The sequence below is a fragment of the Ruegeria sp. CDSB136 genome (genome assembly GCF_059610965.1).
Genome location: NZ_JBXWOP010000007.1, coordinates 1 through 17,015 on the forward strand (window position 1 = coordinate 1; position 17,015 = coordinate 17,015).

Here is a 17,015-nt window from a genome sequence, read left to right on the forward strand (position 1 = left end):
CCCCGCGCCCGAGGATTTGGCGATCCTGAAATTGGTCTCGTTCTGGAAATGAACCTGTGGGTGCAGAGAGTCGAAAACCGTGACGTCATGCCCTTGCTGAACAAGTTCAGCGCTCAGCCGCGACCCGATAAAACCCGCGCCCCCCGTGATCAGAATCTTCATTAAGCTATCCACCATGTCTACAGATGGCGCGTCACTAGTTCATTAATACTTCGATTGCAATCGGGGCGCGCATTGCAGCCTGCCGTTCTGCCACGGTGGTTGCAGTATATCTGGCATGTCCCGAGGGGTATGTTTTTGAGGTTCGAAACCGCTGTTCGCCACCGGTTCTTCTCGCTCTGTTCTACCCTCGCCTAACACGCCTTAGACCCAACAGGGTCAAACACCGCGCTCTAAGATGTCGTATTCTTATTGCTCTCCCGAGGCGCGGCGACGTATCGGGCACCATCAGACGATCAGCTCGATCAAGAATGGACCGAGTCTTGCGAAACTGGCCTGCATCAGATCGCCAAGCTGGTCCAGATCGGTGGCCACTGCGGCCTCGACCCCCATGCCGTTGGCCAGATTGACCCAGTTCAGATCCGGTTTGCCAAGGTCCAGCATGTCCATCGCCGTAGGGCCCGGCGTTGCACCGACATTGCCGTATTCGCCGATCAATATCTGGTACTTGCGGTTCGAGATGATGATCGTCGTGCAGGGCAGCCCTTCGCGCGCCTGTGTCCAGAGCGACTGAAGCGAATACATCGCCGAGCCGTCGGCCTGCAAGCTGATCACCCGGCGTTCACCTTTAGCCGCGATGGCGGCCCCGGTGGCCACCGGCAGGCCATCGCCAATGGCCCCTCCGGCCAGATGCAGCCAGTCATGGGCTGGGGCCGCGAAGGTGTGCGGATAGAAAGCCCGTCCATAGGACACGCTTTCATCCGAAATGATCGCATTCTCGGGCATCAAAGCCGCAACTGCCTGCGCCAGACCTTCCGGGCTGCAAGCGCCCGAAGGGGCCTCGGGTCGAGGGCCAGGATCAGGGATCGCGACGGCGGGCGCGTTCAGTTCATCCACCAGTGCCTGAAGCGCGGCTTCGGCGTCCTGATCCGGGCGCGACAGACGAATGAAACGTGCGTCGTCGGCATATTGGGTCGAGGATTTCCCCGGATACGCAAAAAACCCCACCGGAGGTTTGGCACCGACCAGAATGATGGTCTTGAAATTCGCAAGCGTTTCGCGCGCCAGGTCGGTGTCATAGGGCACCCGCACCAACGGCAGACGCCCGCGTCCCCGCGCCAGATGCGGCGTGACGAAATCTGCCATCAGCGCCGCGCCGGTCGCCTGCGCCACCCGCCAGGCCAGGCTCTGCGCGGGGGTCAGCACACCGTGGCCTGCCAGCAGGATCAGGACATTTTCGTCATCCCGCAGGGTGCGGGCGGCCTGAGCGACAGCCGCAGGATCGATCTTTGCCGGGACTGGAACCGGCAGCGGATGGGCAACCCTGCCGCCCTTATCCCAGCTGACATCCGAAGGCAGGATCAGTGTGGCGATCTGCCCCGGCATAGTTTTTGCTGCCTGAATGGCACGGGCCGCATCGGCCCCGACCTGATCGGATCGCGAACTGGTATGCACCCAGTTCGACACCGTGCGCGCCATACTGTCCGTGTCGGCCTGTAACGGAGCATCGTGCCTGGCATGATAGGTGGCCTGATCGCCCACGATATTGACTATCCCCGACCGCGCCCTGCGGGCATTATGCAGGTTGCCCATTCCATTGGCCAATCCCGGACCGCAATGCAGCAAGGTCGAGGCTGGCTTGCGCGCTATCCGGAAATAGCCGTCTGCCATGCCAGTGACGACGTTCTCCTGCAGGCCAAGAACGCAGTGCATCCCCGGGATCTGATCCAGAGCCGCCACGAAATGCATCTCGCTGGTGCCGGGATTGGCAAAACAAGTGTCCACACCCGCCCCAAGAAGTGTTCTGACCAGGCTTTCTGCACCATTCATTCTCGCTCTCACCGTTCGAAAAGTCTCGTCTGCACATCAGCCTAGCGGTCTCAGCGGCCGATCAGAACCCGTTATGTGCCTTCAGTAATGCCTTTCCTAACTCCTGAACATGACAGCTTGTCGCCTGAACCGGCAGAGCACGATGAAGAGAAAACCGGCGTGATCGTCGCAAGGTATCTCGACGCCCGCCTTTGATGATCACGATTATTCAGTCTTGCTTGCCTTCGGTTTCATCAACCCATTCTGCACGGGGATTGGCCCCCACTTCCTCCAGTTTCTTCAAAACTTCGGCTTTCCAGCCTGCCTTGATGTTGAGCGCGAGCTGTGACGCCGGTCGGTGGTCAGGCTGAAGGATCGCGTATTCATATCTGAGCGGGTTTTCAAACGGCAAAAACGCAACCTTCCCCTGAGACAGCCCCAATTCACGTTCGGTGGCAAAGGTCAGCGGATCAACGATGGTGCAGCACTGACCCGAACTTACAAAGGGGATCAACGGAAGAAAGTACTGGCAGGTGACCGTCGGTTTGTAGTTTGCAGATTCGTCCTGAAACTCTTGCCGGATCTTACGCTGGAACGGATGGGTTTCGTGCAACCCGCCCATGGGGATCCCGTCCAGATCAGAAATCGTTATGCTTTTCCGGGACGCCAGAGGGTGTGCGCTGTCTATGGCGCAAAAACAGTCAGCCCGGATGAGTTCGGCTGAATACTGCGGTTTTCTGCCGGCAGAGTGTTCAAAATCAGCGAAACCAAAATCGATATTCTGGGTACCTGCAAGCTCCATGATCTGGGGCGAACTGCGTGTGGACAGCGTGATGCGTATATTGGGGTTTTCCCCGACCGACTGGCTGATGAACCGCGGGAACAGAAACGCCGAAGGACCAGGCATTGTGGCGATGTTCAAACTGCCGGAATGCCCTTTGATCAGCCCTTCCATGGTACTGGAAATCGTCGAAAGCCGATCCAGGATACCCGTAGTTTCCGCCAGAAGGTAATGCGATTCCGGAACCGGCACCAGACGCCGCCCTTTGCGTTCGAACAACGTAAGACCCAAGTTCTTTTCAAGGTTCTTCAATGCCAGGCTGATCGCTGGTTGCGTGCGGTTCAGTTTTTTCGCCGTCTGAGAAATGGAACCGGTTTCCATCACTTCGCGAAATACGGCCAGTTGGGTAAGATTCATGCGCTATATATAAGCTAAATTTAAGTTTTGTGAAATATAACAAATTTGTATTTATGTGAATTCCCTCTACGCTGGCGGGATCAAATTTCGGGCAAACCGAATCCGATGATCCACAACTTGGAGGAAACGATGAGACTATCGAAATGCCTGGCAGGCATCGCTCTGGCTGGCGCGCTGGCCGCACCGGCGCTGGCACAGGACCCGACCTTTTTCCGCATCGGTACCGGCGGGGCTGGCGGAACCTACTTCCCCATCGGCGGCACAATCGCAAACGGGATTTCTGCCCCTCCGGGTTCGCGCCCGTGTGAAGAAGGCGGCCAGTGCGGCGTGCCCGGTCTGATCGCGATTGCGCAATCCACCACTGCGTCTGTCTTTAACAATGCGGCCGTTCAAAACGGCGAGTTGGAGGCCGGCCTGGCCGCCGCCGACGTCACGCGCTCGATGTTTCTGGGTGAAGGCAAGTTCGAAGGCAAACCGCATCCTAACCTGCGCATCGTAGCCAATCTCTTCCCCGAGGACCTGCATTTGGTTCTGCCGGCAGGTCAGACGATCAATGATCTGGGCGATCTGGAAGGCAAACGTGTTGGTATCGCGCAGGCGGGTTCGGGCACTCAGGTGGCCGTTCTGCAGATGCTGGACGCCTGGGGCGTCAACCGCGACAACATGGACGAGGCCGAGTTGAACAACAGCCAGAGCGCGGAGCGTCTGGCTGATGGTCAGTTGGACGCCTACTTCTATGCCGCAGGCTGGCCGGTCGCCGCGATGGTGCAGCTGTCCTCGACCAAAGGCATGAACCTGCATTCCTTCTCGGACGAGGATCTGGCGAAGATCAATGAGATCATCCCGGCCTATATCCCCTCGGCCATTCCGGGCGGCGTGTATGAAGGCATCGACGCCGAGACCAAAACCCCTGCGGTCAGCGCGATGCTGGTTGTATCCTCGGACCTGTCTGAAGATCTGGTCTATCAACTGACCAAGGCCCTGTGGAACGACAACACCCGCAAGTTGCTGGACAACGGCCATGCCAAAGGCAAGCAGATCACACCCGACACGGCGCTGGACGGTGTCGAGGCGCTGGGTGTTCCGCTGCATCCAGGTGCTGAGAAGTTCTACAAAGAAGCCGGACTTCTTCAGTAATCCGATCTCAGGAAACACAAACACCCGGTGCCCCGCAAGGGACACCGGGTTCTCGAAATACGCGTAATCAGGGGGGCCATCATGTCCGAGACACTGAAACTTGATGACCACGAGCTGACAGCCGAGGAACTGGCTGCCATCGAAGAACAATTCGACGAAGGCGCCGCCGTCCGGCAAGTGTCGCCCGCAACCGCCAAGGTTCTGCGAGTCGTCGCTCTGATCTTTGCATTCTATGAATTCTTCACCGCCGGTTTCGGCCTGCCCGCCGATCACTGGCACATGGGCATCTACCTGGCGCTGCTGTTCATTCTGGTCTATGCAACAATCCCGATTATCGGGGCCAAAAGCCTCTATGCGCTTAAAGTAAGCCGCTTCCGCATCGGTAACATCCCACTCTACGACTTGGTCTTCATGGCGCTGGGGATCATCGCTGCGCTGTATGTCGGACTCGCATGGCGCGGCATTCCGTTTCTCGGGATCGAGGAACAGACGTTCCGCATGGGCAACCCCAACACGTACGACGTGATTTTGGGCGTAATCATCATCCTGCTGGTTCTGGACATCGCGCGCCGTACTTTGGGCTGGGTGCTGCCGCTGATCATCTGTGTCTTTATCTCATACGCCCTGCTGGGTCCCTATTTCCCCGGCCTGCTGCAGCATCCCGGCGTGAATTTCAAAACTTTCGTATCGTCGATGTACTTCCCGCAGGAAGGCATCTACGGCGTCACACTTTGGGTTGTTTCCACAATTGTGTTCCACTTTGTGCTGTTTGGCGTCATTGCCCAGCGCACAGGGCTGGGACAGCTTTTCATCGACAACGCAACCATTTTGGCGGGCCGTTATACCGGCGGTCCGGCAAAAGTGTCGGTGGTATCCTCGGCGTTCTTCGGCACGATTTCGGGTTCTTCGGTGGCCAACACCGTTTCGACCGGCGCGCTGACAATTCCCAACATGAAGCGCCTGGGATACCCCGGCCATTTTGCAGGCGGGGTCGAGGCCGCGTCCTCGGCCGGTGGCCAGATCACTCCGCCGATCATGGGGGCGGCCGCCTTCATCATGGCCGAGTTCCTCGAGGTTCCCTATACAACCATCGTGATCGCGGCGATCTTCCCGGCCATCCTGCACTATGTCGGTGTCTTTGCTGTCGTGCACCTGATGGCGCGCAAGCTGAACCTGAAGGGTCTGGCGACAGAGCAACTGCCGCAGCTCAAGGCTGTCTGGGCCGAAGGCTGGGCCAACATCGTGCCTCTGATCGGCCTGTTGGTAGTGCTGTTCACGGGCTACACGCCGTTCATGTCCGCCTTTTGCGGTATCTCCCTTGCCGTGATCGCGGGCATGTCGCGCCTGAAGCAACCTCCGACACTGATCTATGCGGCGGCGTTCCTTGCCTTCGTGCTTTGGAAGTTCTCGGATGGTGGCTTCGATCTGACCATGACGGCCATTCTTTGCGGCCTGTCAGTGATCGCTACACTGAACCCCCAGAAACGGATCGAAATTCCCGAGATGCTGGCCGCGGTCGAACTGGGCGTGAAATACTCGCTGGCCGTGGGGGCCGCTGCGGCCGCTGTCGGCATCGTGGTGGGTGTCATCAATACCACCGGCATCGGGTTCCGCATCGGTTTCATGGTGACGCAGGGCGCGGGCAACCTGGCGGCGGATCTGTACAACATGATCTCGTTCGGCAGCTTCCAACTGTTTGCTATGGAAGACCTGCAGCTGTTCATCTCGCTGGTGTTCATCGCCATCGTCTGCATCCTGATGGGCGCAGGCATCCCGACCACAGCGTTATACATCATGCTGGTTTCGGTCGCACAGCCCGCGCTGGCGCAATTGGGCGTGCCGCCCATCGCCAGCCACCTGTTCGTGCTATACTACGGTGTCGTGTCCGAGATCACGCCGCCGGTCTGCACTTCGGCCTATGCGGCCGCGGCCATTGCCAATTCCAACCCGTTCCGAACCGGGCTGTCCGCCTTTACACTTGGGCTTGGCAAAGTCATCGCGCCCATGGCCTTTGTCTATGCACCGGTTCTGCTGTTCGTGTCGTCAACCGGGTTCAATCTGTGGGAGTTCACCTACACTGCCGCCAGCTGCATTGCAGGGGTCATCGCCCTGTCCGCCGCCGTGGTGGGATATTGGCTAAAGCCGCTGAACATAGCCTCGCGTATCTTGATGGCATTGGCAGGCGTTATCTTTGTCGCGCCCAGCCTGACCGCTGATCTGATCGCGCTGGCCGTGGCCTCTCCGGTCATCGTCACTCAGATGATCGCCCGCAACCGCAGTCATTCCCCGGCATAACAACATGGCGAAAGAAGTCACCATCATCGGCGCTGGCATCGTCGGCATCTGTTGCGCGTTGTCCCTGCAGGAGCGCGGCATTCCCGTCCGGCTATTGGACAGAAGCGAACCGGGGCAGGAAACCTCGTTCGGAAACGCGGGCGTTGTCTCTCCGTGGTCGATCATCCCGCAAGCCGTGCCGGGGATCTGGAAAAAGCTTCCGGCAATGCTGCTGAACCCAAAAAGCGCGCTGTCTGTCCGGCTTTCGTTTTGGCCAAAGATGGTTCCCTGGGGGATGCGCTTTCTGGGTAACTCCGGCGAAAAGACGGTGCGTGAGATCTCGGATGCGATGGAGCTGTTGTGCCGTCCTTCCATTGATCTGTACCGGCGGCATCTGCAGGGCACCGGTCACGAGGATCTGATCACCGACAGCCTCTATGTCCACGCGTTCCGCCATCCGGAACAGGCCAACCTGGATGGGCTGGACTACCTCATTCGGCGGGAAAAGGGAGGCGACCTCGACCGCATCGATGGCGTCGAATTGCGGCGTATCGAACCTGCGCTGAGCCGTGATTTCAAGGCTGCCATTGTGATCAAGGGTCAGGCACGCGTCACATCTCCGGGACGGTTGGCTGCGGTTCTGGCCGACAAGGCCAGAATACAGGGCGCAGAAATCGTCCAAACCGAGCTAAAAGGGCTGAGCCGTGCGCAGGATGGCGGCTGGCAGCTTGCCACCGCGCAAGGGCTCCTTCATGCCGACAAGGTCGTTCTGGCCGCCGGAGTCTGGTCAGCCGAAATCCTGAAACCCCTTGGCTTGTCGATCCCGCTGGTCGCCGAGCGCGGATATCATGTCGAGTTTCCAACGCCTTCCGCCAGTCTGAACAATTCGGTCATGGATGTGGACGCAAAAGTTGTCGCAAGCTCGATGCAGGGTGGCCTTCGTGTCGCGGGAACAGCCGAGTTCGCAAGCGTCGACGCGCCCGCCGATCCCGGAAAGGAAAAGACACTGACCGCGCAAGCCAAGTCCATGGTTCCGGACCTTGATACAAGCGGCGCAAGGTTCTGGATGGGGCGGCGTCCGTCCTTTCCGGACAGCCTTCCAGCAATTGGACCTTTGAACGGAAAAGATGGCCTCTACACCGCGTTTGGCCATTCCCACTATGGGTTGATGATGGCACCGAAAACCGGCGAGCTTGTGGCCGACATCATCTCCGACCGCAGCCCAAATATCGACCTGGACCCGTTTTCACTGGCCCGGTTTTGAACCTCTGATCCGAAAGGAGCTGACGACCATGCCAATTTACGAAGGCGGCCAGAACATCTGTGGGGCCTCGATAGGCGTTTTATGCCTAGAGAGCTATTTCCCCAAACCTCCGGGTCATATCAAGAACCCGTCCAGCCTGCCGTTTTCGGTGCTGTACGAAATGATAGATGGCGTTACCGTCCCGACCCTGTTGAAAAACCCGACCCCTGAACTGCTGGACCCCTTTATCGCCGGGGCACGGCGCCTTGAGGCCGAGGGTGTACGGGCCATCACCGGCAGTTGCGGTTTTCTGGCGCTCTTTCAAAAGGAACTGGCGGCTGCTGTTTCCGTCCCGGTCTTTGCATCCAGTCTGATACAGGTGCCATTGGCGTTTCACATGACCGGCGCGAATGCCCCAGTGGGCGTGCTGACCGCAGATGCGTCGGCACTAACGCCGAAACATTTCGAAGGTGTAGGTGCCGCGGGCATCCCCGTCGCGGTACAAGGGTTGGAGGACAGTACCGAATTTGCCGAAGTGATCCTGCGCAACACGCGAACGCGTATGGACACTGATCTGATCGATGATGAAGTCATGCAAGCGGTTCGCAACCTGAAGCGGCGGGACCCGGGCATCCGGTCATTGGTTCTGGAATGCACCGATCTGCCGCCCTATGCCGCGCGGATTCAGGAAGAACTACAGCTTCCCGTTTTTGATCTGACGACACTGGCACAGATGGCGCATTCCGTAAGCACGCGCAGTTCGTATTCAGGGATCATGCCCTGGTCTTAAAAGTCAAAAGGCACGCTGTTGGACGTGCCCAAAAGCACGAGATGGCGACGTTACAAGTGTCGGCTGCTTTCGCTGAAACACAAAAGTAGTCGCGCACATCAGGACGGTTATGATCCTGACAGATGGGCAAAACCTGTTTGCGTGTTCACGGCAGGCCCTCGGAAACAAATCCGGTCTGGAGGGGCCACCCCACCCCGAAAGAACACCTGGCCTCAGCAGAGACAATCGAAGTCAGAGTGTCCCACAGAGCGGATTTGCATCGCTGCAAGGCGAACAATCGGCTACCCTGAACGCAAAGCTGCCGAACCTTGGAGACCTTCTTGCGGAGACGAATGCCAAATCTGACGTGTGACAAGACCCCGCAAAGACGAGTTTCAACTCTGGCCTATGCCCTGCTGCTTTGGGTTTGCTTTCATGGGGTATCCACCGCTCAGGTTAACGACCCCACGCAGTTGGCGGCCGCTGCGGATTGCATCCGAAAAGCGATCTCAGGGAATCCTCAGATCGGCGTTGAGATTGAATTCGAAGTTGGTCCAGCCGGCGACATCGTGGGACTGCCGGTGATGACCGCGCCGGCGGCTGCCCGGTCCGCGCATCGTCAGTTCTACTTTTTCTTCGCGTCTGCGCTGGAGGGTTGCGCGCCGTACCGTGACGGCCTAGAGGGCAAACAATACAAAGCCACGTACAGCCAGGGCAACCTGACCATAACCGGTGCGCCAGCCGCACAGTCCGCATTGCTCCAGGAAACCCCGCCTGCGTTGAAACAACTTCCGCCGCTTAGACCGCTGCCACCGCTGAAACCGGTGCCGGAAAATGGTACAGCTGAATCGGAAACTGCTTTGGCGCTGGACAAACAGGCGATCCGCGACATTCAGGCCCGGCTGAGTGTTCTGGGCCATGATCCGAATGGAATAGACGGTGTTATGGGTCGTGGGACCAGAGGGGCAATTCAGGCATGGCAGGCAAGCCGGGGTTTTCCGGCAACGGGTTACCTTTCAGCCAGCCAACTGGTAGCACTCAGGATCCAGTCGGAAGCGCAATTGCAATCCTGGCTGGCGTTTCCCGACAACAGCGACCTCTACAACCCTCCGCCCCCGATTCCGATTGGGCCAACGGAAATGTCGGGGAACTGGCGTTTCACAACAACTTGCGGAACCCGCAGCAAAATCGGACAGCAGAAAATAACGGGCGCAATGAAGGTCAGGCATGTCGGTGGCGGCAATTACACGGGTCAGGTGAAAACCTCGCAAGGGTTTACTGGGCGATTCAACGGCCGACTGTCGGGGCGTCGAATGTCGGGTGAGATAAATTATGGCTTCCTGCTGGGGCGTGTTCGCAGCAACGGCGTTGTCGCGGACCAAAAACTGGCAATCAGCGGACGCGATTCAAATGGTTGTTCGTTCTATGCGGCAAAAACCAGTTAGTATTGTTTTGACTTGGACTGGTTTCAACCGTCTTCACCAAACTTGACATGCCTTGCCTTGCTACACGTTCTCGCACTGACATTTGGGTCGCAAAGGCTGTCGTCTGACACAGACGAGATACCGGAAACCGCACCGATATTCCTGGATGTCTGGTTGTTTACACATGCCGATCAAGGCGGACGCGCATCCCTGGCAGCCATGAAGGAATGGCTGCCGGGTATTCCGTGGTCAAATCCGACATAACAACCGCCGTTGGTCAGCGTTCAGGCCGTCATGTTAATTGCCCGGCTGAACGTCCGGAAGTCGCAGAGATTGCCCAATCGGACACCGTCCTTTGCAACGTCGTCCACTGCGTACTTGGCAAGCGGCGTGTTCGAACCGCCAGTCTGCAACAGGGTCGCAAACCACTCCATTCATCGTCCAAAGCAAAACGACGGCGATATAAGCGGTATTTGCGGTGGCTGATCGAAGCCGGCGATGAAAACCGAGTTCGCTTCCGAGCTTTTGGCGTGACTTACGCGTCTATAAGGCAAGAGATTTCAACAAAGGTCGCCCAAAGCCGTGCCGTACAGAGTGAACGACTTCACGAGGGTTTTCGTCACCCCAGCCCGTCCCCATCAACCGGAATACCTAATCCGATTTTTTTCCGTCCCATGACCACAGATGTTCGAAAGCGACGGACGTTTGAATTGTCGAAAAACAGGCGCTTCGTAAGTTCTTGAAAATCATCCATGTCCTTTGCAGTGCAGACCAGACAGAAGTCGGCGTCTCCTGTGATGTAATAGCACTGCTGGACCATGGGCTCGGACTGCACCTGTCGTGAGAACGCGTCTATCTGATCCTGACGTTCCCGCTCCAGTTCAACCATGACAATGAAGCTCATCGCGACGCCAAGTTTTTTAGCGTCAACAATCGCCACTTCGGACAGAATGGCCCCCGAGGATCTGAGCGCCTTCAGACGCCGTTGTACGGATGCGACAGACAAGCCCGTCTCTGACGCAAGGGCTTCGAGGCCCATCTTTGCATCGGCCTGCATCAGTTGAAGCAGCTTTCGGTCAAACTGATCGAGTTTCACACCACACCTTCATCATTTAGAGAAAATTTCCCGCAAATTTGGCAAATTTGACCATAATAGATCATCGTTTGCGCGTACAACTCTCTCCATGAAAAACTCAAAGATACTCGACGTCGCAAAACCGCTGGCTCTGCTTGCTGCATGCCCTGCCTACAGACCAAGCCCCTTGGAGACCCGCAGTTTCCAGGGAAGACCGATGCTGATCAAGGACGAAACCGGCAGAATGGGCTTGGGCGCGTTCAAAGCCCTCGGTGGTGTTTATGCTGTCGCCAAGCTGATCGAAGCGCGCGTTGGCCACCCCGTAGAAGCAAACGCCTTTCTGGACGACATTGTAAAGGACATCGCACGCTCGATGACTTTTGTTTGTGCCAGCGCAGGTAATCACGGCATGGCTGTGGCCGCTGGCGCGCGTCTGTTTGGAGCAAAGGCCCGCATTCACCTCGCCGAAACGGTGCCCGAGGACTTCGCCATTCGTCTACGGGACAAGGGCGCAGAGGTAGTTCGGTCCGGCGACGACTACGAGGAAAGTGTTGCGGAAGCCATTGCCGATGCCGAGGCAACCGGCGCCATCCACCTCGCCGACGGCTCCTGGCCCGGATACACCGAACCTCCCCGGCTGGTCATGGAAGGTTATACCGTCATTGCCGAAGAAATACAGCACGCGCTGGAAACTGCCGGAACCTGGCCCAGCCATGTATTTTTGCAGGCTGGCGTTGGCGGCCTGGCCGCAGGGGTCGCTTACATGATCCGGTCCAACTGGCCGGTTCAGCCAAAGATCATAGTCGTCGAACCGGATGCCGCGCCTTGCCTCAAGAAAAGCGTCATGGCGGGTGAGATCTTCACTGTCGAAGGACCCGTGTCAAACATGGGGCGGCTGGATTGCAAGACGCCGTCCATGTTGGCCCTGGATATTTTGAAACAGTGCGCCGATGATTGGGTTACGGTCAGTGACCAACAGGCTTTGGACGCCGTAAAACAGGCCCAGGACCTGGGTTTCTCTACGACACCTTCCGGTGCGGCAGGTTTGGCAGCCTGCTTGATGGTTGAAGCCGACCTGCCGCTGATCATCCTGTCCGAAGGAAGTGTGGCCGATGCTTGACCTCACCGCATTTCGTCGGGATTTGCATGCCAACCCGGAAACCGGTTTCGATCTTGACCGGACCTCTGGACAGATCGCAGCAGCGTTGGAAGACGCAGGGCTTGAAGTCACCCGTGGGGTTGGCCGGGCTGGTCTCGTCGCGACCCTGCGACGGGGTCCCGATGAAACTGCGATCGGCTTTCGTGCCGATATGGACGCCCTGCCGATACATGAGGCGACAAACTTGCCCTATCGCTCGCAAGCGGACGGCAAGTTTCATGGATGCGGGCACGATGGTCACAGTACCATGCTGCTTGGGGCCGCGCTGGAACTTGCGGCGGATCCCAATATTAGTCGGACCATTCACTTCATCTTTCAGCCGGACGAAGAAAATGGAAATGGGGCCGCCGCGATGATTGCGGACGATTTGTTCGACCGCTTCCCCATGGCCGCAATCTTCGGCCTTCACAACATGCCGGGAATGGAGCTTGGTCATTTCGCCACGCAGGCAGGGCCATTCTGTGCGTTTGAGGATAATTTCGAAATCCATATTCAGGGTCGGGGCGGGCACGCTTCCATGCCCGAAAAAGGCATCGATCCGATTGTGGTCGGGGCCGCGATTGTGCAGCAATTGCAATCGATCGTCTCTCGCTCGCTTCCAGCCAGCGAACACGCCGTGGTTTCCATCACCGAATTCCTGACCGATGGTGCGCGCAATATCCTACCCAGCAATGTAACACTGCGCGGGGACTGCCGAGGGTTCACCGGGGATGTGTCTGAAAGCATAGAACGCAGAATGCGCGCGATTGTGGCCGGTGTCAGCGCGGCGCATGCTGCAGAGGCGCAAGTTGATTACTCGACTTCATTCCGGCCGCTGGTGAACGACGACAGGGCAACCGATTGTATTTCAGGCGCGGCCCGTGACGTTGGTAGAATAAACGATACTTATGGCCGGGTCGGTTTTTCGGAAGACTTTGCCGGGTTTCTTGCACATCGTCCGGGGGCATTCATCCTGATGGGTAACGGGGTTGAGGGGAACAATGCGATGCCGCTTCACAACCCGTCATATGATTTCAACGATGATGCTATCCGCCATGGAATTGCGTTTTGGACCAACCTTGCACGGCGGGACTTCTGATACGGAAGCCTGTGTTCAAGCACACGATCTGAACGGCGGCATTGTTTCGCCGATCCTATATTGGTGATACGTCAGGCCTATGAAACGCTTCCGGATGAAGCGCAGGCATCCAATGATTACGGCAACCATTACAAGGGCCGCCAAAGCGCGCCGCCGAGAAGTTTATGTTGGGCCGGGTTAAAAAGGCGCATCGAAGCCCTTGACCCGTTAACAAAGTGGGCTTCTTCATTGAAAGAATATTTCCTAGGATGTCACCGTAAATTGTAACGAGTGTGTTGAAAGCTAAGCTAACAGGGAGATGCCTGTTGTTGGAGCGCAGACATTGCGCCCTGCCAAGACGGCAAGTGAAACCATCGAATGTCCGATATTGCGCTTTGGCTTGAGAAACACAGTTTGACCAAGTACGCCAAGGCGTTTGCCGAGCATGAAATCGAGCTAAGCGATCTATCCGAATTAACGGACCAGGATCTTGTCACGATCGGACTTCCCCTTGGTCCGAGACGGCGTTTCCTGAAAGCGGTTCGTGTCGATGCAGAGGCCGGGCAAAGCCAGCCCAAGGGTCCTGACGGCCCGACAATCGTGGCCGAGCGCCGGCAGCTTACCGTAATGTTCATCGATCTGGTCGGGTCAACTGAAATTGCCCAGCGCGTCGATCCCGAAGATCTGGCGGAGGTACTTCGGCTTTTCAAGGAAACATGCGCTGCGTCCGTTGCGGCCTTTGACGGCCATATTGCAAGTTATTATGGCGATGGAATCATGGTCTTTTTCGGGTTTCCTCACGCCCATGAAGATGATGCAGAGCGTGCCGTTCGTGCGGGGCTTCGCATTATCCAGGAAGTGCCGGATATCCGCACCCACGCGAAACTGAATGTCAGAATAGGGATAGCGACCGGATTGGTCGTCGTTGGTGATTTGCGCGGCGAAAAAATGTTTGAGGATGGAACCGCCATGGGCGAGACGCCCAATCTGGCCGCCCGTCTGCAGACTATGGCGGACCCGGGAACGCTGATCGTCGCTCCTAGCACGCAACAATTGGCGGGCGACGCTTTCAACTACGTTCTGCGCGGCGCATTCAAACTCAAGGGTTTCGCCAGGGAGGTTGAAGCCTGGCAGGTTACCGGAACGCGGGAAACCGTCAGCCGCTTTTTGGCCTTGGATGACGAGTTGCTCAAGCCTTTGGTCGGCCGCACCGCAGAGTTTGAGACCCTGAACGAAAAGTGGCAGTTGGCCAGGAACGGTCAGGGACAGGTTGTGCTGGTGTCAGGCGAGCCTGGAATTGGCAAGTCGCGATTGGTTGAGGAATTACGACAGAGTATTGCGGGGGTGCCGCACACTCAAACTCGATACCAGTGTTCGCCTTACCATTACGCAAGTGCATTTTATCCCCTCATTCGCCAACTCGAAATTGCGGCGGGACTCCGTTCCCACGATTCAAGCGACGTAAAATTGAAAAAAATCTCTGCCGTTCTTGGCGATCAGACTGACCATGCCTTGAAGTTGGCAGCATCGCTTCTGTCCGTTCCATTTGAAGATCAATTGGGCCCGTTGAATCTGACTCCGCAGCATCTCATGGAGCAGACGCTGGAAATGCTGCTGAGCAATCTGACGGCAGTGGCCGGAGAAAAACCGCTGCTGTTCCTGTTCGAGGATGCGCATTGGATTGATCCGACGACCAAGCTGTTGCTGGATCGGATCGTGTACCGGATTTATGACCTTCCGGTGCTGGTTGTCATGACATTCAGACCCGAGTTCGACCCGGGCTGGGCGCTGCAATCAAATCTTTCGAAAGTGGTTTTGAAGCAGTTGGATTTCCATCAGGTCAAGAACATTGTGGATGAAGTCGCCAAAGGCCAGCCGATCTCGGACGAGATGTATGAGGTGGTTGCGGCCAGATCCGACGGTGTGCCTCTATACGTGGAAGAAGTAACCAAAGACCTTCTGGAATCCGGCGGTTTGACCGAAGGAACAGACACGTATTCAATGGGTCTGGTTTCTCCGGCGAACTCGGTTCCCAGTGCCTTGCACGATGCGTTGATGGCGCGCCTTGACCGGTTGAGTTCGGCCAAGGAAGTGGCCCAGATCGGAGCTGTCATCGGACCTCAGTTTTCGTATCCGTTGATCGCCAAGGTGGCCCGCATTGAAGATACCGCGTTGCGCGCGGGTTTGGAGCTTTTGTTGGATGCAGGGATAGTCACGGTTTCTGATGCCGATGATCATGAAACCTTCAGCTACCGTCACGCGCTTATTCGCGACACCGCCTACAACAGTCTTCTGAAAAGCGAACGCCGTGTTTTGCACGCTCGTGTTGCCCGAAGACTGGAAGACAAGGAGGTTCATTCGGGTGATGCCAGCCCGGAAATTCTGGCACACCACTACACGATGGCGGGCATGAACAAGGAAGCAATCGACTACCGGCATCTTGCGGGCCAGCGCGCGGTTCAACGATCCGCCAACATCGAGGCAGGTACACAATTGTCCCTGGCGATTGAGCAGTTGGCGGAACTGAGCCAAAGCACCGATCGGGACCGAAAAGAAATCGAGATACAGGTTCTCAGGGCAGGTGTTTTGCGATCAACGGCTGGTATTGCCGCTGATGAAACCGGTTCTGTCTACTCAAGAATACGCGACCTTTGTGAACGCGTTGAAGAGACAGAACACTTGTTCCCGGTTTTGAACGGTTTGTATTCCTTTCATTTGGTGCGTGCCGAGTATGATTTGGCCAGAAATGTTGCCGGGCAATCGCTGGATCTGGCGCATTCGACTGGCCAGACGCAACATCAAATGGTGGCGCACCGGGCGATGGGCGCGGTGCTGTTCCATATCGGGGAACTGGACCCGGCCTACACGCATCTGAGCAAGGCGCTGGAACTCTACAGCCGGGAACGCGATGGGCATCTGGCATTCATTTACGGATCGGACCACGCCGCGATTACCTCATGTTTCCTGAGCCTTGCGATCTGGATGCGTGGTGCGCCGGACAAGGCGCTTGAAGTCCAGAAAAAAGCGGTCGCTGCCGCAAAGGACCTTCAGCACGCCCACAGCATCGCGCAGTCGCTGACCTACCTGTGCATGCTGCATCTTCTGCGCCGCGAACCGGAACAGGTTATCGAGGTTACTGATCAACTTGAGCAGCTTTCCTCCAAGCACTCTTTCACATTCATGTCTTTGACGGCATCCCTCTGGCGAAGCTGGGTGGATGCCCATATTTCACCCCAGCCGGAAACGATCCGCGCATTACGCAAGGCATCAGAAGCATGGTGGGCCAGCGGCGCGGGAAACTACAAGCCGTTCTTTCTTACCTTGGTTGCGGAGCTCACGCTGAAATCCGGCAACCGGGAAGGTGCGCTGGATTGCCTCGCCGAAGCACGCAAACACCACGGACTGACCAATGAGGGATGGGCCCAAGCTGAGACGGAACGGGTCTATGCCCTCGCATCTTCAGAGAATGGGGTCGCTGAAAACGAGTTTCGTGTGGCTTTGGACGTGGCGCGACAACAGAATGCAAAGATGTTCGAACTTCGAACGGCATTGGACTATGTCAAGCACTGCCAAATAAACGGACGAGCTGGCATTCCCACTTCCGATCTTCGTGCCGTTTTGCAAACGGTCACGGGCGGAGAGCATACAATTGACGTGAGCGATGCCTTGAAATGGCTTGATGAAACAACCGTCGGCTAACGCTCATCTGCT

Annotated in this window: 13 protein-coding genes; 8 read left to right on the forward strand and 5 right to left on the reverse strand. The window is 57.2% G+C overall.

Going from position 1 to position 17,015, the window contains the following annotated elements:
* The 3 genes from AC2FIR_RS09065 to AC2FIR_RS09075 form a co-directional block, all read right to left on the reverse strand.
* The coding region (locus AC2FIR_RS09065; RefSeq protein ID WP_496762268.1) for an NAD-dependent epimerase/dehydratase family protein at positions 1-177 on the reverse strand (177 nt) is incomplete at its 3' end.
* A 270-nt stretch (positions 178-447) separates the two neighbouring features.
* Positions 448-1,989 carry an acetolactate synthase large subunit gene (locus AC2FIR_RS09070; RefSeq protein ID WP_496745785.1) on the reverse strand — a complete coding sequence of 514 codons (1,542 nt, stop codon included), beginning with the start codon at positions 1,987-1,989 and terminating at the stop codon, positions 448-450.
* A gap of 208 nt (positions 1,990-2,197) precedes the next feature.
* Entirely contained in the window at positions 2,198-3,166 is a 969-nt protein-coding gene (locus AC2FIR_RS09075) for a LysR family transcriptional regulator (RefSeq protein WP_496762184.1), read from the reverse strand.
* 129 nt (positions 3,167-3,295) lie between these two features.
* Here AC2FIR_RS09075 and AC2FIR_RS09080 point away from each other — a divergent pair, with 129 nt between their 5' ends.
* The 5 genes from AC2FIR_RS09080 to AC2FIR_RS09100 all read left to right on the forward strand — a co-directional run bounded on the left by AC2FIR_RS09080 (position 3,296) and on the right by AC2FIR_RS09100 (position 10,034).
* Positions 3,296-4,303: a TAXI family TRAP transporter solute-binding subunit gene (locus tag AC2FIR_RS09080; protein ID WP_496745788.1), complete on the forward strand. Its 1,008-nt coding sequence runs from the start codon at positions 3,296-3,298 to the stop codon at positions 4,301-4,303.
* Between the two features lie 81 nt (positions 4,304-4,384).
* The gene (locus tag AC2FIR_RS09085) at positions 4,385-6,598 is read left to right on the forward strand and encodes a TRAP transporter permease (protein WP_496745790.1); all 2,214 of its coding nucleotides are present in this window, start codon (positions 4,385-4,387) and stop codon (positions 6,596-6,598) included.
* A gap of 4 nt (positions 6,599-6,602) precedes the next feature.
* Positions 6,603-7,841, forward strand: a complete 1,239-nt coding sequence (locus tag AC2FIR_RS09090) for an NAD(P)/FAD-dependent oxidoreductase (RefSeq protein ID WP_170611475.1) — start codon at positions 6,603-6,605, stop codon at positions 7,839-7,841.
* 28 nt (positions 7,842-7,869) lie between these two features.
* The gene (locus tag AC2FIR_RS09095) at positions 7,870-8,610 is read left to right on the forward strand and encodes an aspartate/glutamate racemase family protein (protein WP_496745792.1); all 741 of its coding nucleotides are present in this window, start codon (positions 7,870-7,872) and stop codon (positions 8,608-8,610) included.
* A 332-nt stretch (positions 8,611-8,942) separates the two neighbouring features.
* A complete protein-coding gene (locus AC2FIR_RS09100) occupies positions 8,943-10,034 on the forward strand; it encodes a peptidoglycan-binding domain-containing protein (protein ID WP_496762186.1) in 1,092 nt (363 codons plus the stop codon).
* Between the two features lie 263 nt (positions 10,035-10,297).
* Here the strand turns inward: AC2FIR_RS09100 and AC2FIR_RS09105 are convergent, their stop codons facing one another.
* Both AC2FIR_RS09105 and AC2FIR_RS09110 read right to left on the reverse strand, forming a co-directional pair.
* Positions 10,298-10,447: a hypothetical protein gene (locus tag AC2FIR_RS09105; RefSeq protein WP_496745796.1), complete on the reverse strand. Its 150-nt coding sequence runs from the start codon at positions 10,445-10,447 to the stop codon at positions 10,298-10,300.
* A gap of 185 nt (positions 10,448-10,632) precedes the next feature.
* Positions 10,633-11,109 carry an Lrp/AsnC family transcriptional regulator gene (locus AC2FIR_RS09110; RefSeq protein WP_496745798.1) on the reverse strand — a complete coding sequence of 159 codons (477 nt, stop codon included), beginning with the start codon at positions 11,107-11,109 and terminating at the stop codon, positions 10,633-10,635.
* 88 nt (positions 11,110-11,197) lie between these two features.
* Here AC2FIR_RS09110 and AC2FIR_RS09115 point away from each other — a divergent pair, with 88 nt between their 5' ends.
* The 3 genes from AC2FIR_RS09115 to AC2FIR_RS09125 all read left to right on the forward strand — a co-directional run bounded on the left by AC2FIR_RS09115 (position 11,198) and on the right by AC2FIR_RS09125 (position 17,003).
* Positions 11,198-12,208, forward strand: coding sequence for a pyridoxal-phosphate dependent enzyme (locus AC2FIR_RS09115; protein WP_496715300.1), 1,011 nt, complete (start codon positions 11,198-11,200; stop codon positions 12,206-12,208).
* Positions 12,201-13,325: an amidohydrolase gene (locus AC2FIR_RS09120; RefSeq protein ID WP_496745800.1), complete on the forward strand. Its 1,125-nt coding sequence runs from the start codon at positions 12,201-12,203 to the stop codon at positions 13,323-13,325. Before AC2FIR_RS09115 ends, AC2FIR_RS09120 begins: the two co-directional genes overlap by 8 nt.
* Before the next feature lie 357 nt (positions 13,326-13,682).
* Positions 13,683-17,003 (forward strand): ATP-binding protein, encoded by a 3,321-nt coding sequence (locus AC2FIR_RS09125; protein WP_496745802.1) that lies wholly within the window; start codon positions 13,683-13,685, stop codon positions 17,001-17,003.
* The last annotated feature ends 12 nt before the right edge of the window (positions 17,004-17,015 follow it).